Consider the following 25,862-nt stretch of genomic DNA (forward strand, 5'->3'; position numbering starts at 1 on the left):
TTCGTTATTGGATTTAGGCTACAAAAGTAAATATTAACAAAATATTATAGGTTTGAATACAAACAGAAAAGGTTTCAAAACTGACAGTATTCAGTTTTAAAACCTTTAAATGGTCTATTTTTACAGTAAATTCTATTTATATTTGCTTGGCGACACTCCAAAATGTTTTTTAAATACTGTGCTAAAGTATTTAGAATTTATAAATCCTGTCATAACCGAAACGTCAAGTATAGTTTCTCCTTGTTTAATTAGTGCCGCAGCATGTTCTAATCGTATAAGTCGTATAAAGTCTTGTGGAGGTTGTGATGTCAATGCCTTCAATTTGCCATAGAATAGAGTACGGCTCATGGCCATTTCACAACACAGCTTATCAATATTAAAAGCTGTATCCGAAATATTTTCTAGTACTATGCGTGTTGCTTTATCCACAAACTCACGATCGCATTCATTTATCTGTTGTGATTCGCTTATGTCATTATCATCCGACATATCTGTTACTTCGCCATCTGCTGTTCTTGCGAGTTCTACTGAATGTTTTAAATAGTACTTGCCAAGTCGGCGGCGGTTTTGCAGCATACTGTCTATTTTGCTTCTTAGTATTACGGTATCAAAGGGTTTGGTAATATAATCGTCGGCACCAAGTCCTAATCCGTCTATCATAAAATTACGGCCCGATTTTGCAGTGAGAAGTATAACCGGCAACCATGACATATCTTCGTTCTCTTTTATTGTCTTGCACAGTTCATCGCCATTCATCCCAGGCATCATTATGTCTGAAATTACTATATCACATAAGCCGTCTTTCAAGTATAGCAATGCGTCTTCGGCACTTGGTACATCTACTATATTATAATATCCGCTGAATGAGATACGGATATATCGCCTTAACTCATCGTTGTCGTCTACAAAGAGTACGGTGTCTTTGTCGGCAGACGGTTTTATATTGTGCCCATCATCGATAGTTTCGGGAGCTACTACTATATTATTGGTATCTATTGGTGACTCTACTGCACTTACCGACTTTGAAAAATGGTTATACCCTTTATGGAATGTCAAGAAGAATGATGTACCATTACCCTCTTCACTCTCAAATGAAAGTTTACCCTTCAACTTATTTACAAGACGTTTGGTGAGCATCAAACCTAATCCGCTACCTGTTTCTTTTGAATTTATTGCGTTATCTGCACGGTAAAAGTTCTGGAATATATGTTTTTGGGCATATTTGGGTATACCTATACCTGTATCTGATACTTTTATATGTATGTAATTGTCATCCTCCCATGCCTCCAGTTTGATTTTATCGCCTTCGTGGGTGTACTTAAAGGCATTCGAAAGTAAATTTTCGAATATTTTGTCTGCCATTGATACATCTAACCATACAAAAAGACTTTCAGAACAAATTGCTAATGAGAAATCAATGTGTTTCTGGTTGGCTATCAAGCGAAATTTATCCATTTGTGCCTCAAGTAGTACTTTCAGATCAATCTTATTTACATAAATAGGTGTTTCTGAACGATCAGACTTCTGAAAGTCTAACAATTGCGTTATCATATTCAGCAATTTCTTACCGTTATTTCGTGCTATCTCCAAGAAATTACGACTTTCTTCACTCAAATTTTTATCTTCTGCTATATCTCCAAGTGGCGCAAGCACAAGACTTAACGGTGTACGTATGTCATGGGCGGTATTAACAAAGAAGTTAATCTTTTCATCAAAATATTTGCGCTGCAGACGGTCGTGATAAAGATTCCATCCAAAATATACAATGGTGCCTAATATACAGATATAGAATGCCCATGAATACCATGTGTTCCACCATGGTTGGGCTACTACCACTTTCAAGCTTTTCTGACCAAGTATACGGCCATCATTTCTACTGAAGCTCTTAACGTGTAGAATATAATCTCCAGGAGGCAGATTGGTATAGTGTATGCTCTGCTCCGAAGTAGGTAGACTCCATTCTTTGTCAAAGCCTTCTAGTATATATTTATAGACTATATCATGTTGATACTTGAAGTTTATACTTTCAAAGTCAAATTCCAAGGCGTTCTGATCGTATGCTACTCTTATCTCTCCTTCTTTCAGCATCTTATACATATGCATTCTAGATTCTGCAGAATTATTATTATTCTGACCGAGCAATTTTACCCTTGTAAAATTGAGCAGGGCACGGTAACTTAAACGGTCTATTTGTCCGGGGTCAATAATAACGGCACCGCTGCTACTGCCAAAAATTACCCTGCCATCCATAAGCGAAGCTATCGACATTCTTTTATATTCACGCTCTAGTCCCTTTAGAAAATTGATATTGACCACTTCTTTATTTTTTGGGAATACAAGGGCCAATCCAAGATCGGTACTTACAAGCACCCTACCCAACCTGTCAAAACATAATGAATATACAGTATTAGACGGGAGCCCCTCTTTGGTATTGATATTCTTCACACTGTGCGTACGCATATTATATATGTATATACCTCCACCATCAGTAGCCAGCCATACCTCACTATTACCGGTAAAAAGCATCGACTGTATATAATAGTTGATATCTTTGTGAGGAAACTCTTTCGATGTAAAGTACAAATGCATCTTTTTAGTCCTCTTGTCTACTGTATAAAAACCATTTGCAGTACCAATAGCAATCCTTCTGTCAGGCATTTCTGTCATACACTGCACTACCTGAATAGGATAATATTCTGTTCCACGTTTGCCAATGTGCACAAGCGGACCGTCCAGACAGCCTATCCATAAGTCGCCTTCACGGTCGGTCAGCAAACTATAGACATAGTCGGTCTTCAGTACACCGTTCACTGTCGAATAAATTTGTTTTGCATTTCCACTTTCCGACACCGAATACACCCCATTGCCATAAGTGCCTACCAAGACTTTACCATCAGCACCTCTACATAATGTCAGTGCTACTTTATTATAAAGTGTATGCATCCATTTATGAGTAGATTTATTATACACACTCACACCACGGTCGGTAGCATACCAAACATTGCCGTCTGGGAGTTGCAATACATCATTTACACTATTGTTTAATAATGATTGTTGGTTAAGATATTCGTGTTGAATTATTTCCATTACCTTCCCAACCGGGATTGCCATATCAATACCTCCTGAGTATGAACAAATCCAAATATTGCCAAATCTATCCTTGCATATATCATATATGCCATTGCCATGCAGTGCGCTACCGGTATTGTCATCAGAGTCGAACAGTAACCATGAGTCTGCCCCATCTCGCGATGCGGCATATATCCCCGCACCGTCTATACCTAGAAGCATGGTTGTAGAGTTCATTAGTTCTATAGAACGTACAGGTGTCTGCGGTACCTTGGCAAGTCCTGGCATAGGTACTAAATGTAATGAACGTGTATCAAATACTTTCACCCCTTCATGAAATGTACCTAGCCACAGGTAGTGTGTTTTCTTATCCAAAAAAGATGTCTGTACCGACAATGACTTTATAAGCATCGTTGTAGAATGGCGTATAAAGTTGTGCACATATACCCCATTCGTTGTACCTATAATCAATCTGTCGCCAATAGAATTTACATGGTTAGCGTATACACCTTTAATTATCCAGTTACCAGTTCCACGGGCAGACAGTCTAAATAGCCCTCTATTGAGAGCTACCCATAATGTCCCATCCTTTCCAATATAGACATCATTAAGGATTACGCTACCTGGAATTACATTGTTTAGATTATACTTGAGTCTGAAATCATCCTGTTTATAATCATATACAAATATTTTGCCCTTGTTATCATAGGCAAATATATTATTATTAAAGTCTTTTACCATACGTATAGTTCTTCCGCTGGCATCACTTAATTTATTTTCAGTTGAGAGATAATAGTTCTTCACGTCATGACCATTAAAACGATCTATTCCGCTTTTCGAACTGAACCACATTGCTCCGTCAGACGCTTCAAGCACAGAATATATTCGAGAGCTACTCAATCCATTATCTGTATTCAGATTGGAAAGCATAAACATATGTCTGTCTATCCGCCCATCCGCACTCCATGCGATTGAACATACTAGAAGTAATATAATCAATACAAATTTACGTCTTAGCACTATTGTCATAGTATATTTTTAAATGGAAAACTGCGAAAATGAATTATAATTCCGGACAAAGATAAAACTTTTTAAGAAAAGTACAAAAAATTATCAAACAAAATAAGAATTTCACGACCTCGATATACTCTTAATAGGTAGATTGGTCATTTCTAATTTTAGATTTTTTTAAATAAATGTCACTATACCACTCGCCCTGTGTTTATCGGACTTTTACGTGTTCTAAAATACCACTATAATACCACTACAATACCACTCTTGAGTAACTTTATTTAGAGCATAGCTTTTACCTTGTCAAAGGATAGCTTCTGTAATGCAAAAGCTATGTTCTTAAGATATTGAAGGATAACTCCTATAATGCAAAAGCTATGCTCTGACTATGCCTGAATTAGGTATACATCTTTGTTGTTATACTTACTGAATTACTATACAAATTATTAAAAGCCTTACTGAAACACTTTACAGAAATATAAAAGCCTTCCTGATTTGCTTAACACAAAGAAAATGTTTTACATATTGTTCTATGTATGTTTTGTTGCTTACAAAGTTAAATAAAAATACCATATATCCAACATAAGAACTATGAAAAACACCACGGTGGTTTGTCAAGCGGCTGGAGGCGTGAAGCCTCCAAAGAGCGTTAACACCCAACATAATTTCTCCTTTTCTCTGCCGGTGTCTTCATCATGTTACTCATATGTGGCCTCTTATTGTTATAGAAGTATATGATATCTTTTAATATATGCATGGCCCCGTCCATGTTCTTGGGCCTTTTCATACGATAAATCCATTCCTGCTTTATGATGCCATTGACACGTTCTGCAATAGCATTGTCTGTTGGCTTGTAATCCTGAGTCATACTTATATTGGCATTAACAGATTTGAGTAATGAAATATAGTCATTACAACAGTATTATCATCTAAAGGAAACTCTTTTTCCCATAAAGTTAATGTATGAGGAGATAATATATCATATTTACGCGCAGTAAATTGATAGGACAAATCATACTCATACTTGTCTTTTAATACATGCAGCTTGAATTCTTTCGAATAGCTACGATATTCACGTTTTTTCTTCTTCTTTTCCATCGATTTTTTGTTAAAACGATGTAAACCTTTTCTGTATTAAGTCACTTCTAGGTGGTATTACAGTGGTATTTTGTGACATTTATGTGGGTATTATATAGATGTTATCATATTGATATTCAGCCTTTTAACTTATATAGTGGTAAAGTGATACTTTTTTTCCTGCAAATGGCAGGACATTGCTTTTTTTGATGCTATATTGTTCTTTTTCTTTATTATAGTTCATTTTCTTTTGTGTGTACAAAAGGAAACAGAACCAAAAGAAAAAACGCAAAAACACCATTATCTATGCGATTCGTCTTCACGCATAAATAATATTATATTACAAAGGTCTCATTAATTATACACCATTGATATTATTGGTTAAAAACTCAACGGCGCTTTTCTTAGTGGTTTTTAATCAGATTTCCAGAATCATTCAACCCTCATCAAATTTTCGATGTGGAATATGAGATATGCTTTCACAAGTCAATAACTACATCCCTTCAATTAAAGGAGATCCAGTTCTATTGGGCAATGGTCAGACCCCATAATTTCAGAATGAATCTTAGAATCAGCCACACACTTCATTAGACGTTCTGAGACAACAAAATAATCGAGTCGCCATCCTGTATTATTCTCGCGCGCATGGAATCTGTATGACCACCATGAATATGTTACCTGCTCAGGATATAAGCGCCTGAAGGTATCAACAAATCCTCTGCCTAGGAAGGTAGTGAACTTTTCACGCTCTTGGTCTGTGAAACCGGCATTCATCCTGTTTGTCTTTGGGTTCTTGATGTCTATCTCGTTGTGAGCTACATTCATATCGCCACATACTATGACGGGCTTCTTGGCATCTAACGACTTAATATATGCCTGGAAATCGTCCTCCCATTGCATGCGGTAATCCAGACGGCGCAGTTCATCCTGAGAGTTTGGCGTATATACGCATACCAGATAGAACATTTCCGACTCAAGGGTGATAACACGCCCCTCGTGATCATGATTATCTATGCCAATGCCGTAACTTACGCTAACAGGTTTGTGCTTAGTAAATATCGCTGTGCCGGAATAGCCTTTCTTGTCGGCATAGTTCCAAAAAGACTCATACCCGGGGAAGGATATATCCAACTGCCCTGCTTGCATCTTTGTCTCCTGAAGACAAAAAAAGTCTGCGTCAAGTTGTGCGAATGTGTCATTGAAATTTTTGCCTACACATGCACGTAGTCCGTTTACATTCCATGAAACTAGCTTCATATTATTTGTATTTAATTAATACGCAAAGATAATTATTAAATCCCGGAAATCAACGTTTAACGGAAAAAAAAGGGCGTAATATTGCTTAAAATGAAAAAATAGTGTATATTTGTGGAGTTAACTTCTAATTACGAGATCATGGAAAAATCATTTATTTTACTTACAATATCTTTGCTTTTTACTCTCGAGGCAACAGCTTTGCCCCATGAGAAAGAGGATAAGGTAGGATATAATAAGCATGGTTATGTGCTCTTTCTTAATTTTTATCGTGCTACTAATGAGTGGGCTAATGGTATAGATGGAAACATTATAAAATATCTCGATTATAACAAAAAGAGATTTTATCTGAAGAATATGTCAGAGGCTGCGTCTAAAAAAAATAGGAGCAGGACTGACTGGTGGAATTTATTCTTAGGGGATATACCAAAAGAAAAACCTAAGATAGTTATTATACTAGGTGATGCCGGATGGATATTATACAGACACTATATGCCGACAGGATGGAGAAAGATACCATGCATAGTTGTACCGGCACGTAACAGGGTGCTTCCCTTTAATGTGTTTATGGACAGTACGGATGTTGCTGATAACAATCAGATACCGTTTTCAGAGACTATAAAGGGGTTTAAGGTATTAGGGTTGAGCTATGTATATTATGCAAAAGAGACTATCCAACTTCTAAAGAAGCTACAGCCAGGAATGAAACAGATTCTTTTTATATCTGACAGGTGTCTAGCATCGACTTTCGCAAGATATGATATGCAAAAAAATGCAGAACGCTATTTTCCCAAACTTAAGTTCATCTCTTTTGAAAGGGATAAGCATACTACCAGACAACTGCTTGACACTCTTCAGAGACTTGACAAGAGAACTGGAATAATTTTTTATGGCTGGAGCGGATGCGATATGAATGCGGAAAATGCCAATTATATAAAGAAAATGATATGTGCTTACTCGTCAGTTCCGGTGTTTACTATGTCTGATTATAATGATGTTGAGGAGTCGTTGCTTAGTGGAGGCTTTTATAATTCTGCAGAGGACATCGCAGCCGAAGCTGTGGATGTCGTTAATAAGTATGATAATAATAAGTATATACCGTGGGGAAGTATCATAAAGATTAGGAACGCAAAGGCTTATCTTAGTTATCCGGCTTTACTGGAGAAGCAGGTTGATGTAGACTTGATACCTGTTGATGCAGTGGTGTATGGCAAACCGAAAACATTTTATGAAATATACCGTGTGCGTATAATACTAGGCACATCTTTAGGTATAATAGTATTTATATTGCTTTTGGGATATGCATGGGCGCAGAGAAAACTAAGAATAGTGAATGATATCACTAATTCTGAACTTGAGCATTTGAACCATATACTGCATGTGGTGCTGGAGGCTTCGGATGTGTTCCCGTGGGCATTGGATCTGGTGAAGAATGAACTGCATGTGTTTGGTAAAACATATGATATTGAAGATATTCATAAATTTATCCATCCTGATGATATCAATACATATTATGACAACATGCATTACTTGATGGAGGATTATAGTAGGCAGACACTGAAAGAGAACAAGGCGCGTTTTAATATACTAAAGACAGGTTATATCTGGTATAAGATGCGTGGTATAGTGGACAAGAGAAACGCTGCCGGTAAACCTACTTATATTATTGGGTCGGCAGAGAATATTGATAAACAGAAACAAATTGAACAGAATCTCGTAGAAACGAGGGAGAAGGCTATAGAATCGAATAATCTGAAGACAGCCTTTCTAGCTAATATGAGTCATGAGATACGTACTCCTCTAAATGCTATCGTGGGATATGCTGATCTGTTAGTATCTTCGGATTATTTAAGTAAAGAGGATAGAGAATTCTTCAATCAGAATATTCAGACTAACAAGGAACTGCTCATGCAGTTATTTAATGATATACTTGATTTATCTAAAATAGAGGCAGGGGTGCTTGACTTTAATTGTAACATGGTAAATATGTCTGAAGTGATAAATAACGCGGTGGCGGCGGCTAAGTTTAATATGGATAAGAAGAATGTGGTGAAGCTTGTGATTGATGACATACCAGAATCTTTTCTTATTCGCACAGATGCAATAAGGGTGCAGCAGGTGATAGTGAACTTCTTGAATAATGCGATAAAATTTACTAAAGAGGGCTTTATCAATATAGGGTATAAAATAGAAAAGGATAGTTTATACTGCTATGTAAAGGATACAGGCATTGGTATAGATGAGTCTAAACAGAGTCTGGTATTTGAACGTTTTGAGAAACTTGACTCGTTCAAACCCGGTACAGGACTAGGACTGGCTATCAGTAAGATGATAATTGAAAAACTGAACGGAAGTATCGGGGTAGAATCTAAACTAGGGGAAGGCTCGACGTTCTGGTTCACTTTACCGTCAGCGCCAAAGAAAATACGAAAGAAGCATTGATATAAAAGAAAAGGTCCCATACAAAAAGTATGAGACCTTCTTTCATAATATATTATGTCTATTAGAATTTAGCCATTTTGATAGCAACTACAGCACATTCGTCACCTTTGTTTCCTAGGCAACCGCCACTTCTGTCTTTGGCCTGTTGCAGATTTTCGGTAGTGAGAAGACCATAAATGATAGGTATCTCACTTGTGGCATTAAGACGTGATATGCCGGATGTGACGCCTTGGCATATATAATCGAAATGTGGAGTGCCTCCGCGAATTACGCAACCTAAGATAATGATTGCATCGTAACCGCCATTTAATATCATCTGATGAGCACCGTAAACAAGTTCAAAACTTCCCGGTACTGTCTTTACATGAATATTCTCAGGGATGGCACCATGCTTCTTAAGTGTATTTAGTGCACCATCAAGCAAAGCTCCTGTTATCTCATCATTCCACTCGCTTACAACAATACCGAAGCACATGTTGCTAGCGTCAGGAACACTCTTTAGGTCGTAATCTGATAAATGATGTAATTCTGTTGCCATTATTTTGTCGAAGCACGTTCTATATATTTGTCTATTTCCTGATACTGCATAGAGTTAAAGTATTTCTGCTTTATCTCTTTGTACAATACGAGAGCATCGTCTTTCTTACCCTGACTCTCAAGAATCTCACCGGCCTGAATCAAAAATGTAGGTGAAAGACTGTTGTTGTCAGCATCCTTAGCTGCCTTCTTAAGATATTTTACAGCTTTGTCAAGCTGATTTACATGTGCATATGCATTGCCCAGAGCTCCTTCGGCTGCCGGAGTAATCATCTGATCGCTGCTGCCATCAAATTCGTCAAGATATTTCACAGCGTCCTGCCATTTACCCATCTGGGCATAGCATAAACCTGAATAAAGGTTAGCTAAGTTGCCTGCCTTTGTGCTACTATAATCGCTTGCTACTCTTGTGAAGCCAGGGAATCCGGCTCCGTCTCCATTGAGGGCTTTGTCGAATGCGCCACCATCAAAATATTCCTGACCTTTGGCCAATATTGTGCTGGCCTTGTCTTCACGTGGTGCAGCAACATAATTTTCGTAAAGTATTAAGCCTGCAATAAATATGATGATTGCTGCTATTACGTATAAAAGACCTCTCTGATGTTTCAAGAAGAAAGCCTGTGAATTGTTAAGAGCGTCATCAACATTCAGAGAGCTCTTCTGTTCATTTGTTTTTGCCATTATTATTTTGTATTTTATTATTCATGTATTGAAAGCGTGGCAAAATTACAGAATTTATCGCATATATTGAAATTTATCAACCACTTTTTTCGTTTTTCAGTCGCAAAACCTTTAACTTTGCAAAAAAATAGGGGAAAATAGTAAATGATACTGCAGAAATTATCTATTATAAACTATAAAAACATTAAGACAGCCAATCTTTCTTTGTCGCATAAGATAAATTGTTTTATCGGAAGCAATGGGGAGGGCAAAACGAATGTTCTGGATTCTGTCTATTACATGTCTTTCTGCCGTAGCGCTAATAATCCTATTGACTCGCAGGTAATACGCCATGGCGAGGATTTCTTTGTGCTTGAAGGTGCTTATTTGGATGATAACGGGGAGCCTGATAACATCTATGTGGGTATGAAAAGGGGCATAAAAAAACATTTCAAACGTAATAAAAAAGAATATAAAAGACTGTCTGAACACATTGGACTTATTCCACTTGTTATGGTTTCGCCTTCTGATAGTTTCATCATAGATGGGGGAAGTGAAGAAAGGCGTAAGTTGATGGATGTGGTGATATCTCAATATGACCATTCGTATATCGAATCGCTTAACAGGTACAATAAGGCTTTACAGCAAAGAAACTCTCTCTTGAAAATGGATGATGAACCTGATGCTGAACTCATGAATATATGGGAGGAGCAGATGGCTCTTGAGGGTGAAACGCTGTATAGTAAGAGAACTGAATTTGTGGAAAGACTGATACCTGTTTTCAGAACTTTTTATAAAGATATTTCAGGAGATAAGGAAACTGTTTCTTTGAGGTATCTATCACATTGTCAGCGTGGGCCATTGATTGATATAATAAGGAGAGACCGAGCTAAAGACATGGCTGTGGGATACTCGCTTCATGGTGTGCATCGTGATGATTTGGAGATGATGCTCGGGGAGTATCAGATGAAGAGGGAAGGCAGTCAGGGGCAGAGCAAGACTTTTGTGATAGCTCTCAAACTGGCTTTGTTTGACTTTTTAAAACATGTAGGTAATAGCACTACCCCGATACTTCTTCTTGATGATATTTTTGACAAACTGGATGCTGTGAGGGTTGAAAATATTGTAAATTTGGTTGGCAGTGAAGAGTTCGGACAGATACTGATAACTGATACAAACAGGGAGAATCTGGATAAGATATTATGTTGTAATAGTCTTGACTATAAGATATTTAATGTAGATGATGGTGAAATAACAGAAAAGGAGGTTTCGGATGTTTAAGAGAAATGTCAAATCATTGGGGGATGTACTTAATGTACTCTTGCGTGAGGAGGGTCTTGAAACGCCTCTGCTGCAAAAGAGATTGATCGACTCTTGGGAAGATGTTATGGGACCTGCAATTGCCAAATATACGTTGAATAAATTCATAAGTAATCAAACTCTTGTGGTTCATCTGTCTAGTCCTGCATTAAGGGCAGACTTGTCTATGAGGAGAAAGCAGATAGTGATGCTATTGAATCAGTCTGTGGGGCGCATCGTTATTGCTGATGTAAGATTTAATTAAATTATTTCGTCCATCCTTACGTCATATTTGCCTGTAGGGATATTATCTTGTTTTTGGAACTCAAAGCATACACCTATCTTGTACGTTTTAGGTATCTTCTTTAGAAATCTGTCATAATATCCTTTTCCACGGCCTAATCTGTTTTTGTCTTTATCGAAACTCATTCCAGGTATCAATGCTACATCTATATCTTCGATATTACAGTACGAATTGCCTGTAGGTTCCATTATACCGTATGCTCCCTGTATTAGATCATATGGACCATTGTATTCTCGTATCTCGATATTCTCTTCGTCTATTACGTAAGGCAGTAATATCTTCTTGCCTTGTGACAATAGGTTATCAATAAGGCTATGGGTGTTGACCTCATCGCTCAACGAATAATACATCAATATAATGTCGGCATTAATAATCCGTTGGTTGCTGATGACTTTCCTTTCAACAGAAAGCGACAATTCATCCAATTGTGCTTGGGTGAATTGTCGCTTTAGGGTTCTTATTTTATTTCTTAATAAAATCTTCTCTTGCATATATGCCGGGATATAATATTATTTTTTACCTGTGGGCTTCTTGGGGAAAGCAGCATTGTTTCTAAACACATAAAGAGCTTTCTTTATGACAGGGTCGTCCTGATTGATGTACTCATTCCATGCATCTTCGTCCATAATGTTATAAATAATTCTACTATCTATACAGGTCTGAAGTAGTTTGTGAGATCTACGTATCATCAAATTACGACGCTTTAGCCCGTGGTCGTTAGCGTAATCTGCAAACTGGCTTACGGTATTCTGCTTGACAAGATAGTCGGATAGCTCCATCATCTCTTTGAAATTATTCAGTTTGATACGGTTATCGTCAGTATAAGAATATGCGAACTGTAAGATAAGTCCACTCATTGCTGCCTGCTTGTAGTATGATGTCATGCCCAGTGTATCTTCTGGCACGAAGATATCAGGTGTGATACCACCGCCACCGTATACGACACGTCCGATGTGTGTATGGTAAGCCGGTCCCTTGTGTTTAATACTGTCTCTTGAGAAGAACTCTCCATGCTCATATCTTGTAAGCAAATCTTGCTGATAATCTTTGTCATCACCTGTAGTATATGGTTTTTGTATACAACGACCTGAAGGTGTGTAATAACGAGCTATGGTAAGCCTTATCATAGAACCGTCAGGGAAAGCGATAGGTTGTTGTACCAGACCCTTTCCGAACGAGCGTCGACCAATGATAGTGGCACGGTCGTTGTCTTGCATGGCACCTGCGAATATCTCTGATGCTGATGCCGAACCTTCATTGATAAGTACGACAAGAGGTATATTCTGATAGCTGCCGCGACCATCTGTACGATAGTCCTCACGTGGTGATTTTCTACCTTTAGTGTATACTATAAGCCGGTTCTTTGGCAAGAATTCGTTGGCCATCTGTACTGCCGAAGCAAGATAACCTCCTGTGTTGTCGCGAAGGTCAATGACAAGGTTGCTGAATCCGCTCTGAGAGAGTTTTGCCAATGAGATTAGCAATTCAGGATAGGTATTTTCAGCAAAGTTTTTAATTTTGATATATCCAGTAGTCTCGTTCAACATATATGTAGCTGATATACTCTTTTGAGGAATATCTCCACGTGTAATAGTGATGAAACGCACCTTCTTCTCGCCATATCTCAAAACGCCAATTTTGACTTTCGTGTCTTTTTGTCCTTTGAGCTTATGCATCGCCTCTTCTTGAGTTACCTGTTTCCCTACAAAAGGTTTGCCGTCAACGTTCACAATCTTGTCTCCTGCGATTACACCTGCTCTTTCGGCAGGACCGTTCTTGATAACATTCTGAACGTGTATGGTATCTTGACGTATAGTAAATTCGACACCTATGCCTGAGAAGGAACTCTTAAGTTCATCGTTTGAAGCCTGCACATCTTTCGCACTTATGTATACAGAGTGTGGATCAAGTTCTGCAAGTATCTGAGGCATCGCTTTCTCAACTAGACTGTCCATGTTTACAGGGTCAACATATTGATCATCAATTATGTGCAACAGGTTGTTCAACTTGTTACTGCTCGAATTGATAATACTCAGGCGATTGCCGGAAAAATGATTTGAATAAAATGTACCTATAACAATACCAAAGATGACACATAGGGCCATCATGAATGGCATATACCGATTTGACTTATTTGGGTTCATCTTCATCTGGATTTAGATAAATAACTTCTATTTTGGCTCTTCTTAATAAATCTATACCATCGTGCAAGCGATATTCTTCTCCATATACCACACGCTTTATTCCTGCTTGTATTATCAATTTTGAACATTCCAAGCATGGGGCTGCTGTGACGTATAATGTAGCACCATCACTATTATTGTTGCTCCGTGCCAGTTTTGTTATGGCATTCGCTTCTGCATGCAGTACGTAAGGTTTGGTCAGGTTGTTATCGTCTTCGCATATGTTCTCAAATCCGCTTGGGGTACCATTGTATCCGTCGCTTATGATCATCTTGTCTTTTACGACCAATGCACCGACTTTTCTTCGTTTGCAATAACTATTCTCCGACCATATACGAGCCATTCGTATATAGCGGTAGTCTAGTTCGAATTGTTTCTCTTTAGAATTCATATTGTTTTTCAACTTGCTTATAGCTGAATTTTATTTTTTAGTCCTTTTAATGCCGTCTCTTTTCAAAAGTGCGTCAATGGTTGGTTCGCTGCCTCTGAAGCGTTTGTATAGTGTCATTGGATGCTCAGTGCCTCCCTTTGACAATACGTTGTCTCTCCAACTCTGTGCTGTTTTCCGATCAAATATGCCATTTTTCTTGAATACGCTGAAGGCATCAGCTTCAAGCACTTCTGCCCATTTGTAACTGTAGTAGCCGGCGGAGTATCCACCAGCCATAATATGACTGAACTGTACCGTCATGCAGGTATCTGGCAATTGAGGTGTGACCATAGCTTTCTGCCATGCTTTCTTCTCGAACTCTATGATGTCGGTTATGAATGCATCTCTTTTTGTATAATATGCCATATCCAGCAAACCGAAACTTACTTGTCTCAGACAAGAATAAGCAGCCATAAAATTACGGCTCTTTATGATTCGCTCTATGAGTTCATCTGGTAAGGGTTCGCCTGTTTGATAATGGAACGCAAAGGTACGTAGAAAATCTTTTTCGATAGCAAAATTTTCCATAAATTGTGATGGCAATTCTACAAAGTCCCACCATACATTTGTGCCCGAAAGGCTTTCAAAACGCGTATTCGCAAACATACCGTGCAGTGAATGACCGAACTCATGAAGGAATGTCACTACTTCTCCTAGTGTAAGCAGGGCCGGTTTCTCATCTGTTGGTTTTGTTAGATTCATTACCACACTGACGTGTGGACGTATATTTTGTCCTTTTCTGTTTATCCATTGTCCTTGATACTCTGTCATCCATGCTCCGCCTTGTTTGCCTTTACGTGGATAGAAATCGGCATAGAATACTGCCAGATATGAGCCATCTTTATCGAAGACATCATAGGCTTTAACATCGGGATGGTATACAGGGATGTTTTTGTTTTCTTTGAATGTTATTCCATAAAGTTTGTGAGCTAGTCCGAATACACCATTTATGACCTTGGATATCTCAAAATACGGCCTGAGCATTTCTGAATCCAGATTGTATTTGGCCAGTTGTAGTTTGTGAGAGTAGAAGCTGAAATCCCATGGCTCAAGTTTGAAGTCTTTCCCTTCTGTCTTTTTTGCTAGCTTTTCAATTGCTTCAACTTCCTCTATGGCTGTTGGCTTGTATGCGTCTATCAGATCATTCAGCAGTTTGTATACATTATCCACATTGCTGGCCATGCGATGTCTGAGTACATAGTCGGCGTATGTATTGTATCCAAGCAGCTGAGCTATTTCACGGCGCAGGTTGACAAGCCTCTTGCATATCTCAAGATTGTTATTTTCGTTATCATGAGTACATTCTGTATTACGCGCCATGTACATATCTTTACGTAGCTGACGATTAGTAGAATATGTCATGAACGGACTGTAACTTGGAAAATCAAGGGTGAATATCCACCCTTGTTCATTTCTTTCTTTTGCAGTCTGCGCTGCTGCTGCTTTCGCCGTATCAGGAAGACCGTCTAGTTGAGCCTCGTCTGTGATATGCAGCGTGTAGTCTTTATTCTCCTTTAGCAGGTTCTGCGAGAACTGTAATGACAGTTTGCTCGCTTCTTCTGTAATCTGACGCAGTTTATTCTTTTCATATTCATCAAGCAAAGCGCCACTGCGTACAAAACCATCGTAGCAGTTGTCTAGAAGCATTTTCTCTTCAGAGGTAAGTTTGCGATGATGCTGATGCACATATTTTATTCGCTCAAATAATTTATCGTTAAGTCGAACATCGTTAGCATGCTTTGTCAATATTGGACTCATCTTCTGGGCCAATTGGTCCATTTCGTCGTTTGTCTCAGCACTTAACAGATTAAAAAATACAGTAGATGCCCTACCTAGCAGGTCATTATAATTATCACCGTCCTTCTCGTCGCCTACCCGTATTATGGTATTGTCGAAAGTTGGTTTTTCAGGATCGTCTGTTATCTTTTTTATTTCTTCGTCATCCCGACGTATACCTTCCATAAAAGCTTCTTCGAAATCTGATATATGTATACGGTCAAACGGCACTGTGTCGTAAGGCGTGTTATATTGTTCAAAAAAAGGGTTAATACGCTTATTCTTCTCTATGTTATTCTCACTCATACTAATTATGTCTTATTTGATTTGCAAAAGTAAGAAAAAATCCTATCATACCTTATAATAAAGAAAAGATTTAACGTATGTTACATCAATAGATGCTCTAATGCCGGAATTTCAAAACCTCCTCTATGCAGTAATATCAATTTTTCTTCTTTCATCTTGTTTAATTCTCTTGATACATTAAGCCGTCCGTCATTTATTTGATTAGCCAATGTCTGCATATTTATGTTGAACATCTTCTTACCTGCAGGATATATGCAATGGTCTTTTATGAACCTTATTATCGTTGCTCTAGTACTATTAGGATGCTTTCGCCATGGTTTACCGATAAGTTTCTGTGATTGGGTTGACAACAGGTTAAACATGTTTATCTTAAAGATAAAGAATTCGTCTGATAATTTCAAGATTTCTTCTTTGTCAATTACTATAAGATTACAAGTGGTTATTGCCTTGTATGTGCTAGGAAATTTTTGAGTCAATCCAAACAGGTATTCCATATCGAAAATATATGGTGCATGGATATCCTCCTCTACGCTGTAACTGTTGTTATCTGAACAGTTTTTAATGCTTATTATTCCGTCTGTAAGAAAATACAGGCGGTTGCATTGTTGCCCCTCTTTTATAATTATCTTATCTTTTTCGTATTTTACGAATCCGAATCTGGTATGCTCAATTATATTACTGAGGTCGTCTCTGCTCATACCCAAAAATAGAGGAAATTGTAATAATTTATTGTATAATTGAATTATTGGCATTAGCTATCTTTGAATCTTATCTTTTAACGATGGTGAAAACCATATTGAGTTCTTGCTGTGGTGATCTGAATAGATGAAGTATACCATAAGTTCCGGGTGCTTTTTCAAGACTTCCTTCGACTTATCTAATCCCAATACCATGAATGCAGTCGCATAAGCATCGGCAGTAGCACAGTTTTTTGCTATGACAGTAGATGACAGTATGTTATGCTGCACAGGATAGCCTGTCTTCGGATCTATCGTATGAGCGAATTTCTTACCGTTCTTATAGTAAAAGTTCCTATAGTTACCGCTAGTAGCCATAGCCATATCTGTAATATTAAGTACAGTCTGCAGTTGGTTATTTGTATTGAGAGAATCATCCGTAGGTTCAGTGACGCCTATTTTCCATGGGGTACGTTTCTCATCTATACCGCTGGTAACTATTTCGCCACCAATCTCTATCATGAAATTCTTTATTCCCTTCTTTCTTAGAAATCGTGCTACGACGTCACTGCCATAGCCCTTTGCTATTCCACTGCAGTCGAGCATAATTCTGTTATCCTTTTTCTTCACCTTGCCATTAACAAGAGATACTTTCCGATAACCTATTATTGAACGCAGGCTGTCTATAAGATGTTTGTTGGGTTCTGTGCCCTTCTTAAACCCAAATCCCCATTCGTTGACTAGTGGGGCAACAGTAATGTCAAATGCGCCATCTGTCTCTTTTGATACATGTTCTGCAAGATTGAATACATAAGCAAATTTATCATTGACCTTGACATCTTTATTATTGTTGATAGCTGTGATAATAGACGACTTGTTAAAAGGAGATAAAGAAGAATCCACTTTCTTCAATTCAGATACTATTCCTCCGTTCAGGTCTGCGTCGCTCTGATAAGTGATGTTGTACACAGTACCGAATATAAAGCCGGTATCATGTTGATATGGTGCATCATGCTGATGGCGTACTACAAGTACAGTACCGATAATCAGAAGCAGCAGAAAAGGCATCTGCCATAATAACTTTTTATTAGTCTTCTTCTTTGTATCCATATTATATATCTATTATTACATTAAACGTTCCACCTAGTCGTATATTGTTTGAAATTCCAAACCCCGGCACATACCACGAATTACCATAATCGCCTTCGTTACAGGCTATACGATGTCTATATCTTACAGTCCAGCCCAAGTGCAATGGACCAACTATTTTGGAATCCACACCAATAACAGCTTCAATCCAATGATAACTGCAACTGACGTTTGATATATTGTAATTTACATTCCATCCCCATGCAGGATCTTTAAAATCAGCTTTACTTACATCATATTTGTATGATGTGTAGGCATACCTGAGTCCTACAAACATCCGGTTGGGTGCATGCTTGTTCTTTAGGATGTTAAAGTCACATCCTATACGGAAGTAGGGAGCCTGAGTCTTGTAGTTGATATTCGTACCATCGTTATGATTGGCCTTTCCATATCCCAGTTCCACTGTTGGAAAGTATTTGTCCTTAAGGTTTACCTTAAGTGCACATTCATACTGACCGTAGTCGCTCGCCGAGAGCATTATCGGGCCAACCAAATCGGTTGATATGGCAATGCCTCTAAAAAGAGGTATAGTGTCTTTTTCTACTACAACGGTCTTCTTCCTGTATTTGTATTGCGCAGATACCGTGGTACATAGCAATAACAGCAGAATGCTAGTTATCGCTTTTGAGATATATGTGGAACTGTTCTTTAGATGCATCATAACTTACAGTCGTATTCTTAATAACAATAGAGTCTATTTTGTTTTTGGTATACTTTACACCGGTCAGATTATGAAAATAAGATGGACTGCAGTCTACCGATTCAAAATGCGGTGTGTTGGTTTTCGATACAGTTACTGTATCTTTTAAAATAATGGAGTTCGCGTTCTTAAATTCAAACACCAGTGTATCTGCATCTGCCATATAACTGATAGGAAGACTGAAATTAGTAACCTTAATATCTTTGTTGATAAAGACAGAATCAGTGCCCTCTACCCTTTTAGAGTATACAGTCAGCGTGTCTCTAAGTGTATCCACTTTCTCCACCTTGTTGTATATCTTATAGGTAGTGTATACAGTGTTCTGTATAGGACAGTCGATAGACGAGCAAGCGCATACCAATAAAGCAATTGCAATAGCACCTATTATTTTTTGCATCTTATTTCCTCCTCAATCTGATAATCATTCCGGTTTGAAGACGTACGACTTATCAGGTCTCCAAGAAATCCAGCTACGAATAGTTGAGTTCCGATTATCATCATAGTTAGAGCTATATAGAAGTATGGTGTATTTGTAATCAGTCGCATCGGGATACCCTGAGCAAGAGATACAAGTTTGTCGGCACCTATTACGAAAGCTGCCACAAAACCGATAAAGAACATGATTGAACCCATAAAACCAAAGACATGCATTGGCTTGCGGCCGAATCCGCTCAGGAACCATAATGTTATAAGGTCCAGATATCCATTAAAGAATCTGTTTAGTCCGAATTTCGATTTTCCGTATTTACGAGGTTGGTGCTGTACCACCTTTTCTCCTATTTTATTAAATCCCGCATTCTTAGCAAGATAAGGTATGTATCTATGCATTTCGCCATACACCTCTATATTCTTAACAACAGCTTTGCGATAAGCCTTAAGTCCACAGTTGAAATCATGCAGATTCTTTATTCCGCTAATTTTGCGCGCCGTAGAATTGAATAGCTTTGTAGGTATAGTCTTTGATGGCGGATCATAGCGTTTCTGCTTGTAACCTGAAACCAAATCATATCCGTCTGTCTTGATCATCTTGTATAATCCGGGTATCTCATCAGGCGAATCCTGCAGGTCGGCATCCATAGTGATTACTACATCTCCATCAGCCTGTTTGAAACCACAGAAGAGAGCCGGACTTTTGCCGTAATTGCGGCGAAACTTGATACCCCTTACATTCTCACTCTTCTTGCTAAGTTCTTCGATAATCTCCCAAGAGCGATCTGTAGAACCATCGTTTATAAAAATAACCTCAAAAGTAAAATTATTAGCTTTCATCACACGCTCAATCCAGGCATAAAGTTCCGGGAGCGATTCTTCCTCGTTATATAGAGGCACTATGACTGAAATATCCATATATTATTCTTGATTATTATTGAGTTTAACTTTAGATTTCATAATAGCGGCGATAGGGAAACTGAGAACAATACCGATTGTTATGTTCATCGTCAGAAAGTTTAAAGCTTTCTCTATGGCTGTAAGTCTTGCAAAAGCACTTATCCCATCTTCCATCTCGTTAGCCACCTTATATAAGTTCATCAACTGTTTGGCTTCAGGCGTAGACATCATTGTGTTATATTGCTGTACCAGAAAACCATTGTCTATAAATGCAAAGTATACATATTGAGAAAGGGCAAACAGAAGAGATGCATAAAAGAAACAAAATAGGCAATACCAAAATGCTCTTCTAAAAGATATTTCACCACCTCTTACATTGTCGCGGAACTTTTTGAGACACATGACAAGGAAAAAGGGCGAGATTACAGCAAGTATCATTGCTAACATACCTAAAGGACTATAATGAAATTCTCCTACATAACAGGCAAAACTTGCTATCCACATCAGTCCTAAGAACGTGCCGTCTTGGCGGGCAAAAGCTTTTAATTGTACAAATTCGTTTGGATTTATCATAATTTATATTGAGTCGAAAAGACTCTGCAAAAGTAGTAATTTTATATCAGATAAAGAGTCAAACACAAGTTTTTTTTGATTTTTTGTAGATAAATATTTGTTTAATACTAAAATTTATGTACCTTTGCAGCCGCAAAACGGGTAAGTCTTACACGGTCTGCTCCCTTCGAATCCTCCAGGACGGGAACGTAGCAAAGGTAGTTGGTTGTAGCGGCGCGATGTAAGTAGCTTACCCACCCGCCTCTTTAGCTCAGTTGGCCAGAGCACGTGATTTGTAATCTCGGGGTCGTTGGTTCGAATCCGACAAGAGGCTCAAAAGGATGTGATTTTCACATCCTTTTTTTGTTTAATCAGATTTATTCGTTACCTTTGCTTCTTGATTAGAACAAATTAAGAAAATACTATTAATTATGAAAAGTGATCCTAAACAATGTCTTTATTGTCAGAGCAATGAGACACTACACAATCTTATGATTGAAATTGCGCAGTTGAGCGTATCTCGTGTGTTTATTTTCAAAGAGCAGACTTATCATGGTCGTTGCCTTGTAGCATACAAGGATCATGTAGACGACCTCAATCTGCTAAATGATGCCGACCGTAATGCTTTTATGGCTGATGTGGCTAAGGTTACACGTGCCATGCAGAAGGTATTCAATCCGGATAAAATCAATTATGGTGCTTATGCCGATACTCTTGAGCATTTGCATTTTCATCTGATACCTAAATATAAAGGAGGACCTGATTTTGGAGGAGTGTTCCAGATGAACCCTCAGAAGGTTTATCTATCTGATAAAGAATATGAAGAGATGGCTGATAGCCTTAAGAAAGAATTAAAATAATTATTCCAATAAATATAAAAGGTGAGCTATCGTATGATTGCTCACCTTTGTGTTTTACAGATCCACCACCGTTATTCCACTGCCACCGAATTGCACATGTTCGTCTCTGAAAGAAGTGACATTGGGGATTGTAGCAATATATTCACGTATCAGTTGTCTTAGTATTCCATTACCCTTACCGTGCAGTATGCGCACTCTGCTCATTCCTACCAGTATGGCATCATCTATAAAATACGTTACTGCATTTATTGCTTCTTCGCCACGCATGCCACGCAAGTCAAGGTCTTGTTTGAAATTCAGTTTTCTTTCATCTATAGCCTCACGGGTTTGTCTTCCAATAGAAGTGTAAACTTTTGGCTCTTCTTTCACAGGCGCATCTGCATGTTCAAGTCTGTCTGTTCGCATTTTGGTGCGCATGTCTCCAAAAATTACAGATGCTGTTTTTCCTTCAATGCTTTCCACCTTGCCCACAGACGTCAAACCTTTAATTCTTACTGTATCTCCGATATGCAACGGCAAACTCTCTTTTGGTTTGCTTACTGTCGGGATTACCGAATTTTCTGATTTAAGCGATTTCTCTGCCTTATTTTTTTTCCTCTTTTCGTGGCGTTGTTTGCGTTCCTGTATCTGCTTGATTTTATTTGCGATCTTCTCATCGTTGACTGTCGTGTCTATTTCGTCTATTTCAGCTTTGAAGGTCTTCAACTCTTCTCTGATTTTCTTAGTCTCTTCCTTCTCAGCCTGACTCTCCTTTATCTCGCGTATCGCATTCTCTATTTTCTTGTTGCTTTCAGCCATTAGCTCTTCCGCCTTAGCCTTAGCCGCCTTCAATATTTCCTTACGACTACGTTCCAGTTCTATTATATCATTCTCATACTTCGCGATAGTCTGTTCCATAGCCTTTTCACGCTGATGTATAGTCTGTCGTTTGTTCTCCCAATAACGCTTGTCACGAACAATATCCTGCAGATATTTGTCACTCTGGATATAATCGCTGCCTACAATTTCGCTTGCGTCTTTTATCACCTCGTCGGGTATACCTGTCTTTCGTGCTATCTCTATGGCAAACGAGCTGCCCGGATTTCCTATCTGCAACTGGAACAGTGCCTGCATCTCCTGCCTGTCGTATAGCATAGCGCCATTGATAACGCCGTCATGACTATCAGCGAAGTGCTTTAAGTTCTGATAGTGAGTGGTAATTACCCCATAAGCCTCTTTCTTGCAAAATTGCTTCAGTACCGATTCGGCTATTGCACCGCCTATCTGAGGCTCCGTTCCTGTTCCGAACTCGTCTATCAGCAGAAGACTCTTCCCATCAGCCTGCTTCATCATATTCTTCATGTTCATCAGATGACTTGAATAAGTACTCAAGTCATTCTCAATGCTCTGTTCATCGCCGATGTCAATCATTATATTCTTGAATACGCCGGTCTTCGAACGCTCTCCGATTGGTATTGACATACCGCACTGCAACATATACTGTACCAGTCCTACTGTCTTCAGACATACCGATTTACCGCCCGCGTTTGGTCCGGATATTATTAGAATTCTTTTCTCGCCGGTCAACATTATATCCAGTGGAACAACCTTCTTGCCCTGCTTTTCAAGCGACAGTTGCAGTAGCGGATGTACAGCCCTTATCCAGTCGATATACGGATAGCTCTCCACCTTAGGTTCAAAAGCCTTCGTAATCCTTGCAAATTCAGCCTTTGCTCTTATTAAGTCGATGGTAGCCAAAAACTTATATGACAAAAGAATCTGCGGTACATATGGTCTTACCAGTTTTGCGAATTCAGTAAGTATACGTATAATCTCACGTCGTTCGTCACTTTCCAGTTCACGAATTCTATTGTTAGCTTCTACCACCTCGGCAGGTTCTATAAACACCGTCTTGCCCGAAGCCGACTCATCGTGTACAATACCCCTTATCTTTCTTTTCAGTCCCGGAGCTACCGGAATCACCAGTCTGCCGTCGCGCAGGGTCGGCGTTACATCCTTATCCACCAGTCCTTCACTCTGAGCAGACCGCAGTATATTATATAAGGTACGCGATATGCCACCTTCTGTCTTTGCCAAATCACGACGAATATTAGAAAGTTCGGGCGATGCACTATCCTTTATTTTGCCAAACTTATCCAGTATCTGATCTATGCGTTGCACCAGTTGCGGGAAAGTAAACACATCTTCAGTCAATCTGTGTAACGCCGGGTAAGGGTATGAACGTTCCTCTTCCCCATCACTATCATCAGAGCGGTTCAGATAGTTCACGATATTACAGATAGTATCAAGCGAGCGGCGCAAGTCAAACAGTTCATTCTCTTCCAGATGAGTACCTTCCAGTCTCAGTCTTGATATAGAAGCACGCACATCAAAGAAATATTGCAGTGGAAAATCATCCGCCTCCTCTTGTAGTCTGCGGAACTCTCTCAACTGTTCCATCCATTCGTTTATCTCGTCAGCATCAGCAGAAATGGCTATATTATCGACCATTTCTTTACCGAGACTGCTAAGGCATCGCTCCTTCAACAGTCCCCTTATCTCGTCAAAGCCTATCTTATTTTCAAAGTTCTTTGGGTAAATCATAGTGCAAAGGTACTACAAAAATAATTATTTTGTATCTAAAGCGTAAAAAAAGCCATTAAAAATTTGCACAGTACAAAAAAAGCCCTTACCTTTGCACTCGCTTTAGAACACAAAGCCAATCCCTAGATTGAAGGAGAGATGGTAGAGCGGTCGATTACAGCAGTCTTGAAAACTGCCGTACCGAGAGGTACCGGGGGTTCGAATCCCTCTCTCTCCGCAAGTTTTAGGAGTCGTTGAGTTTCTCAACGGCTTTTTTTGTGTTTTTTGCGGTGCGTTATTTAGTTTGTACCTTATTTTGCAATCCCTTTTACTTATCATCCGTCACTTCGTTCAAATTCCCTAATAAAAATGGAGGAATAAGTTAGAAATGCCATCCAAAGTTTGTTTATGTTATTAATAGTTTTTGCTTTTTTATTTTCACCTTTGCGGTTTAGGGGAGTACCACCGAAGGTGGGAGAAATACATACACCTGCATAAAATAAGAAAAAGTAATGCTACATTTCAAATGCGTCAAGTCCCCGAATATTATGTCAGTTCTCATTTATCACAATTTTCTATGGGATTAGCATATATCCCAAGGAATATATCCTTAAGAGCCTCAACATCACAACCGTCATAGATATTTAATTTGTCTAACCTGCGGACGAATGAAGCCTTCTCGGCAGCCGTATAGAGGTGTTTATACTTCTGCTGACCATATCTAATATCGTGCGCTATATAATTGTTGGGCATAAGTTTATAAGTCGAATGTATAGAACTATCTATGATAGCTGCCACCTTACGGTGATAATCGCTGTTGGTGCAATCGGCAAACTGACGCAGAACGGCATCTGAGAGAGGCTCGCAAATCTCAATACTCACCCTACCCTTGCGCTGGACTATGCCGGTCAATATACTGTTAATGTCTTCGCCGGGCTTCTTAATATACTTGGTGAAACTCGATTCGTAGAGTTCGATGGCCTTTAGGATATCGCATGGTTCCCATTCGTAAGAGATGGCTACAGGCACAATGTTTAGGTCGGAAAGGGCCTTTATCTTGTCTTTCATGCAACTAAGGCAGAACATCTTTATTATGCCCTGTTCTGTAATGTCATTGCCATCCTTGGTGCGACCGTTACGCTGGGCTATCCACACGCTCTGGTGCTTCTCGGTGATGACGTGACGTATGTACTCTGAAAGAAGCTTAGAACTCTTGTAAAAGTCTTTGATATTACCGCCACGCTCTACACGGAACATCTTATTAGACTTGCCTATATCCACCACCAGAGGATTGCACATCAGGTTAGCGCCAAAGGTGATTTCGGTAGTTTCGTAGTCGTTGATGTATAGCACATACTGTAACAGGCAAGAGTCAAGCATTATATCGCGGTGATTGGATACAAAAAGATAATGTTTTGACGGATCTAGATGCTCCAAACCTCGATATGTGAAATCTGTAATGCTACGCTTCATAACCTGTTCGGCTACATAACGCATCACCTCAAACTGGAATTCTTTTATAGTATTGCATCCCCTTATGATATTTTTGACATCCTCCAGACTCTTGGCAGGATATGTATATGAGGCTATCAGCGGAAAAAATTCGCTGTTGGCTATCCTCTGCATCGCATCGTGGATTTCTTCGTCGCGATAAGGACGTATGCTGTCAAACTTGCTCATAATAG

The 25,862-nt window shown here is 38.9% G+C and carries 22 protein-coding genes and 2 tRNA genes; 6 read left to right on the top strand and 18 right to left on the bottom strand.

Annotated features, from left to right (window positions below; genetic code table 11):
- Positions 1-132: 132 nt before the first annotated feature.
- The 4 genes from XYLOR_RS07110 to XYLOR_RS07125 all read right to left on the bottom strand — a co-directional run bounded on the left by XYLOR_RS07110 (position 133) and on the right by XYLOR_RS07125 (position 6,414).
- Positions 133-4,098 (bottom strand): hybrid sensor histidine kinase/response regulator transcription factor, encoded by a 3,966-nt coding sequence (locus tag XYLOR_RS07110; protein ID WP_245601967.1) that lies wholly within the window; start codon positions 4,096-4,098, stop codon positions 133-135.
- Positions 4,099-4,729: 631 nt separating this feature from the next.
- Positions 4,730-4,948 carry an integrase core domain-containing protein gene (locus XYLOR_RS07115; protein WP_051508922.1) on the bottom strand — a complete coding sequence of 73 codons (219 nt, stop codon included), beginning with the start codon at positions 4,946-4,948 and terminating at the stop codon, positions 4,730-4,732.
- A gap of 2 nt (positions 4,949-4,950) precedes the next feature.
- Positions 4,951-5,178, bottom strand: a complete 228-nt coding sequence (locus XYLOR_RS07120; RefSeq protein WP_036878096.1) for a transposase — start codon at positions 5,176-5,178, stop codon at positions 4,951-4,953.
- Between the two features lie 486 nt (positions 5,179-5,664).
- On the bottom strand, positions 5,665-6,414 hold the full coding sequence (locus XYLOR_RS07125; protein WP_036878097.1) for an exodeoxyribonuclease III: 750 nt from the start codon (positions 6,412-6,414) through the stop codon (positions 5,665-5,667).
- A gap of 138 nt (positions 6,415-6,552) precedes the next feature.
- Between XYLOR_RS07125 and XYLOR_RS14195 the strand changes: the two genes are divergently transcribed.
- Positions 6,553-8,853, top strand: a complete 2,301-nt coding sequence (locus tag XYLOR_RS14195; protein WP_036878099.1) for a sensor histidine kinase — start codon at positions 6,553-6,555, stop codon at positions 8,851-8,853.
- 61 nt (positions 8,854-8,914) lie between these two features.
- Here XYLOR_RS14195 and ribH read toward each other — a convergent pair whose 3' ends face one another.
- Together ribH and XYLOR_RS07140 are read right to left on the bottom strand one after the other, a co-directional pair.
- Positions 8,915-9,391, bottom strand: coding sequence for a 6,7-dimethyl-8-ribityllumazine synthase (gene ribH, locus XYLOR_RS07135; protein WP_036878101.1), 477 nt, complete (start codon positions 9,389-9,391; stop codon positions 8,915-8,917).
- The gene (locus XYLOR_RS07140; protein ID WP_036878102.1) at positions 9,391-10,071 is read right to left on the bottom strand and encodes a tetratricopeptide repeat protein; all 681 of its coding nucleotides are present in this window, start codon (positions 10,069-10,071) and stop codon (positions 9,391-9,393) included. Before XYLOR_RS07140 ends, ribH begins: the two co-directional genes overlap by 1 nt.
- A gap of 144 nt (positions 10,072-10,215) precedes the next feature.
- On the opposite strand from XYLOR_RS07140, the gene recF reads away from it, so the two are divergent.
- Together recF and XYLOR_RS07150 are read left to right on the top strand one after the other, a co-directional pair.
- The gene (gene recF, locus XYLOR_RS07145) at positions 10,216-11,331 is read left to right on the top strand and encodes a DNA replication/repair protein RecF (protein WP_036878103.1); all 1,116 of its coding nucleotides are present in this window, start codon (positions 10,216-10,218) and stop codon (positions 11,329-11,331) included.
- Complete coding sequence (locus tag XYLOR_RS07150; protein ID WP_036878105.1) at positions 11,324-11,614, top strand: DciA family protein; 291 nt, start codon at positions 11,324-11,326, stop codon at positions 11,612-11,614. The genes recF and XYLOR_RS07150 overlap by 8 nt, the downstream gene beginning before the upstream one ends.
- Here the strand turns inward: XYLOR_RS07150 and XYLOR_RS07155 are convergent.
- The 10 genes from XYLOR_RS07155 to XYLOR_RS07200 all read right to left on the bottom strand — a co-directional run bounded on the left by XYLOR_RS07155 (position 11,611) and on the right by XYLOR_RS07200 (position 20,776).
- The gene (locus tag XYLOR_RS07155) at positions 11,611-12,144 is read right to left on the bottom strand and encodes a 5-formyltetrahydrofolate cyclo-ligase (RefSeq protein ID WP_036878106.1); all 534 of its coding nucleotides are present in this window, start codon (positions 12,142-12,144) and stop codon (positions 11,611-11,613) included. The two genes, XYLOR_RS07150 and XYLOR_RS07155, sit on opposite strands and share 4 nt — an antisense overlap.
- Positions 12,145-12,162: 18 nt before the next feature.
- Positions 12,163-13,797 (bottom strand): S41 family peptidase, encoded by a 1,635-nt coding sequence (locus tag XYLOR_RS07160; protein WP_036880878.1) that lies wholly within the window; start codon positions 13,795-13,797, stop codon positions 12,163-12,165.
- Positions 13,784-14,227, bottom strand: coding sequence for a dCMP deaminase family protein (locus XYLOR_RS07165; protein WP_036878107.1), 444 nt, complete (start codon positions 14,225-14,227; stop codon positions 13,784-13,786). The genes XYLOR_RS07160 and XYLOR_RS07165 overlap by 14 nt, the downstream gene beginning before the upstream one ends.
- A gap of 30 nt (positions 14,228-14,257) precedes the next feature.
- The gene (locus tag XYLOR_RS07170) at positions 14,258-16,348 is read right to left on the bottom strand and encodes a M3 family metallopeptidase (protein ID WP_036878108.1); all 2,091 of its coding nucleotides are present in this window, start codon (positions 16,346-16,348) and stop codon (positions 14,258-14,260) included.
- 80 nt (positions 16,349-16,428) lie between these two features.
- A complete protein-coding gene (locus tag XYLOR_RS07175) occupies positions 16,429-17,046 on the bottom strand; it encodes a Crp/Fnr family transcriptional regulator (protein WP_051508923.1) in 618 nt (205 codons plus the stop codon).
- A 57-nt stretch (positions 17,047-17,103) separates the two neighbouring features.
- Positions 17,104-18,135: an FAD:protein FMN transferase gene (locus XYLOR_RS07180; RefSeq protein ID WP_036878111.1), complete on the bottom strand. Its 1,032-nt coding sequence runs from the start codon at positions 18,133-18,135 to the stop codon at positions 17,104-17,106.
- Position 18,136: 1 nt separating this feature from the next.
- On the bottom strand, positions 18,137-18,835 hold the full coding sequence (locus XYLOR_RS07185; protein ID WP_084608550.1) for a DUF6048 family protein: 699 nt from the start codon (positions 18,833-18,835) through the stop codon (positions 18,137-18,139).
- The gene (locus tag XYLOR_RS07190) at positions 18,786-19,271 is read right to left on the bottom strand and encodes a DUF6452 family protein (protein ID WP_036878112.1); all 486 of its coding nucleotides are present in this window, start codon (positions 19,269-19,271) and stop codon (positions 18,786-18,788) included. Before XYLOR_RS07190 ends, XYLOR_RS07185 begins: the two co-directional genes overlap by 50 nt.
- Positions 19,259-20,221 carry a glycosyltransferase family 2 protein gene (locus tag XYLOR_RS07195; RefSeq protein WP_036878114.1) on the bottom strand — a complete coding sequence of 321 codons (963 nt, stop codon included), beginning with the start codon at positions 20,219-20,221 and terminating at the stop codon, positions 19,259-19,261. The genes XYLOR_RS07190 and XYLOR_RS07195 overlap by 13 nt, the downstream gene beginning before the upstream one ends.
- Before the next feature lie 3 nt (positions 20,222-20,224).
- Positions 20,225-20,776 (bottom strand): DUF4199 domain-containing protein, encoded by a 552-nt coding sequence (locus XYLOR_RS07200; protein WP_036878116.1) that lies wholly within the window; start codon positions 20,774-20,776, stop codon positions 20,225-20,227.
- 239 nt (positions 20,777-21,015) lie between these two features.
- Here XYLOR_RS07200 and XYLOR_RS07205 point away from each other — a divergent pair.
- Both XYLOR_RS07205 and XYLOR_RS07210 read left to right on the top strand, forming a co-directional pair.
- Positions 21,016-21,089: transfer RNA gene (locus XYLOR_RS07205), tRNA-Thr, on the top strand.
- Positions 21,090-21,186: 97 nt separating this feature from the next.
- The gene (locus XYLOR_RS07210; protein ID WP_036878118.1) at positions 21,187-21,615 is read left to right on the top strand and encodes an HIT family protein; all 429 of its coding nucleotides are present in this window, start codon (positions 21,187-21,189) and stop codon (positions 21,613-21,615) included.
- A 54-nt stretch (positions 21,616-21,669) separates the two neighbouring features.
- Here XYLOR_RS07210 and XYLOR_RS07215 read toward each other — a convergent pair whose 3' ends face one another.
- Positions 21,670-24,198 carry an endonuclease MutS2 gene (locus tag XYLOR_RS07215; RefSeq protein WP_036878120.1) on the bottom strand — a complete coding sequence of 843 codons (2,529 nt, stop codon included), beginning with the start codon at positions 24,196-24,198 and terminating at the stop codon, positions 21,670-21,672.
- 132 nt (positions 24,199-24,330) lie between these two features.
- Between XYLOR_RS07215 and XYLOR_RS07220 the strand changes: the two genes are divergently transcribed.
- Positions 24,331-24,415 (top strand) — tRNA-Ser (locus XYLOR_RS07220).
- Positions 24,416-24,735: 320 nt separating this feature from the next.
- Here XYLOR_RS07220 and XYLOR_RS07225 read toward each other — a convergent pair.
- Complete coding sequence (locus tag XYLOR_RS07225; protein WP_036878123.1) at positions 24,736-25,857, bottom strand: 1-acyl-sn-glycerol-3-phosphate acyltransferase; 1,122 nt, start codon at positions 25,855-25,857, stop codon at positions 24,736-24,738.
- Positions 25,858-25,862 lie beyond the last annotated feature (5 nt).

Source organism: Xylanibacter oryzae DSM 17970 (assembly GCF_000585355.1).
GTDB classification, from domain to species: domain Bacteria; phylum Bacteroidota; class Bacteroidia; order Bacteroidales; family Bacteroidaceae; genus Prevotella; species Prevotella oryzae.

Excerpts from the sequence above, each read along its gene's own strand:
- XYLOR_RS07175 (WP_051508923.1), bottom strand. The coding sequence starts at position 17,046 with ATGAGCAGAGACGACCTCAGTAATATAATTGAGCATACCAGATTCGGA.
- XYLOR_RS07215 (WP_036878120.1), bottom strand. The coding sequence starts at position 24,198 with ATGATTTACCCAAAGAACTTTGAAAATAAGATAGGCTTTGACGAGATA.
- XYLOR_RS07140 (WP_036878102.1), bottom strand. The coding sequence starts at position 10,071 with ATGGCAAAAACAAATGAACAGAAGAGCTCTCTGAATGTTGATGACGCT.
- XYLOR_RS07150 (WP_036878105.1), top strand. The coding sequence starts at position 11,324 with ATGTTTAAGAGAAATGTCAAATCATTGGGGGATGTACTTAATGTACTC.
- XYLOR_RS07170 (WP_036878108.1), bottom strand. The coding sequence starts at position 16,348 with ATGAGTGAGAATAACATAGAGAAGAATAAGCGTATTAACCCTTTTTTT.
- recF (WP_036878103.1), top strand. The coding sequence starts at position 10,216 with ATGATACTGCAGAAATTATCTATTATAAACTATAAAAACATTAAGACA.
- XYLOR_RS07195 (WP_036878114.1), bottom strand. The coding sequence starts at position 20,221 with ATGGATATTTCAGTCATAGTGCCTCTATATAACGAGGAAGAATCGCTC.
- XYLOR_RS07110 (WP_245601967.1), bottom strand. The coding sequence starts at position 4,098 with ATGACAATAGTGCTAAGACGTAAATTTGTATTGATTATATTACTTCTA.
- XYLOR_RS07120 (WP_036878096.1), bottom strand. The coding sequence starts at position 5,178 with ATGGAAAAGAAGAAGAAAAAACGTGAATATCGTAGCTATTCGAAAGAA.
- ribH (WP_036878101.1), bottom strand. The coding sequence starts at position 9,391 with ATGGCAACAGAATTACATCATTTATCAGATTACGACCTAAAGAGTGTT.
- XYLOR_RS07190 (WP_036878112.1), bottom strand. The coding sequence starts at position 19,271 with ATGCAAAAAATAATAGGTGCTATTGCAATTGCTTTATTGGTATGCGCT.
- XYLOR_RS07125 (WP_036878097.1), bottom strand. The coding sequence starts at position 6,414 with ATGAAGCTAGTTTCATGGAATGTAAACGGACTACGTGCATGTGTAGGC.
- XYLOR_RS07160 (WP_036880878.1), bottom strand. The coding sequence starts at position 13,797 with ATGAACCCAAATAAGTCAAATCGGTATATGCCATTCATGATGGCCCTA.
- XYLOR_RS07185 (WP_084608550.1), bottom strand. The coding sequence starts at position 18,835 with ATGATGCATCTAAAGAACAGTTCCACATATATCTCAAAAGCGATAACT.
- XYLOR_RS07200 (WP_036878116.1), bottom strand. The coding sequence starts at position 20,776 with ATGATAAATCCAAACGAATTTGTACAATTAAAAGCTTTTGCCCGCCAA.
- XYLOR_RS07155 (WP_036878106.1), bottom strand. The coding sequence starts at position 12,144 with ATGCAAGAGAAGATTTTATTAAGAAATAAAATAAGAACCCTAAAGCGA.
- XYLOR_RS07165 (WP_036878107.1), bottom strand. The coding sequence starts at position 14,227 with ATGAATTCTAAAGAGAAACAATTCGAACTAGACTACCGCTATATACGA.
- XYLOR_RS14195 (WP_036878099.1), top strand. The coding sequence starts at position 6,553 with ATGGAAAAATCATTTATTTTACTTACAATATCTTTGCTTTTTACTCTC.
- XYLOR_RS07180 (WP_036878111.1), bottom strand. The coding sequence starts at position 18,135 with ATGGATACAAAGAAGAAGACTAATAAAAAGTTATTATGGCAGATGCCT.
- XYLOR_RS07225 (WP_036878123.1), bottom strand. The coding sequence starts at position 25,857 with ATGAGCAAGTTTGACAGCATACGTCCTTATCGCGACGAAGAAATCCAC.
- XYLOR_RS07210 (WP_036878118.1), top strand. The coding sequence starts at position 21,187 with ATGAAAAGTGATCCTAAACAATGTCTTTATTGTCAGAGCAATGAGACA.
- XYLOR_RS07115 (WP_051508922.1), bottom strand. The coding sequence starts at position 4,948 with ATGACTCAGGATTACAAGCCAACAGACAATGCTATTGCAGAACGTGTC.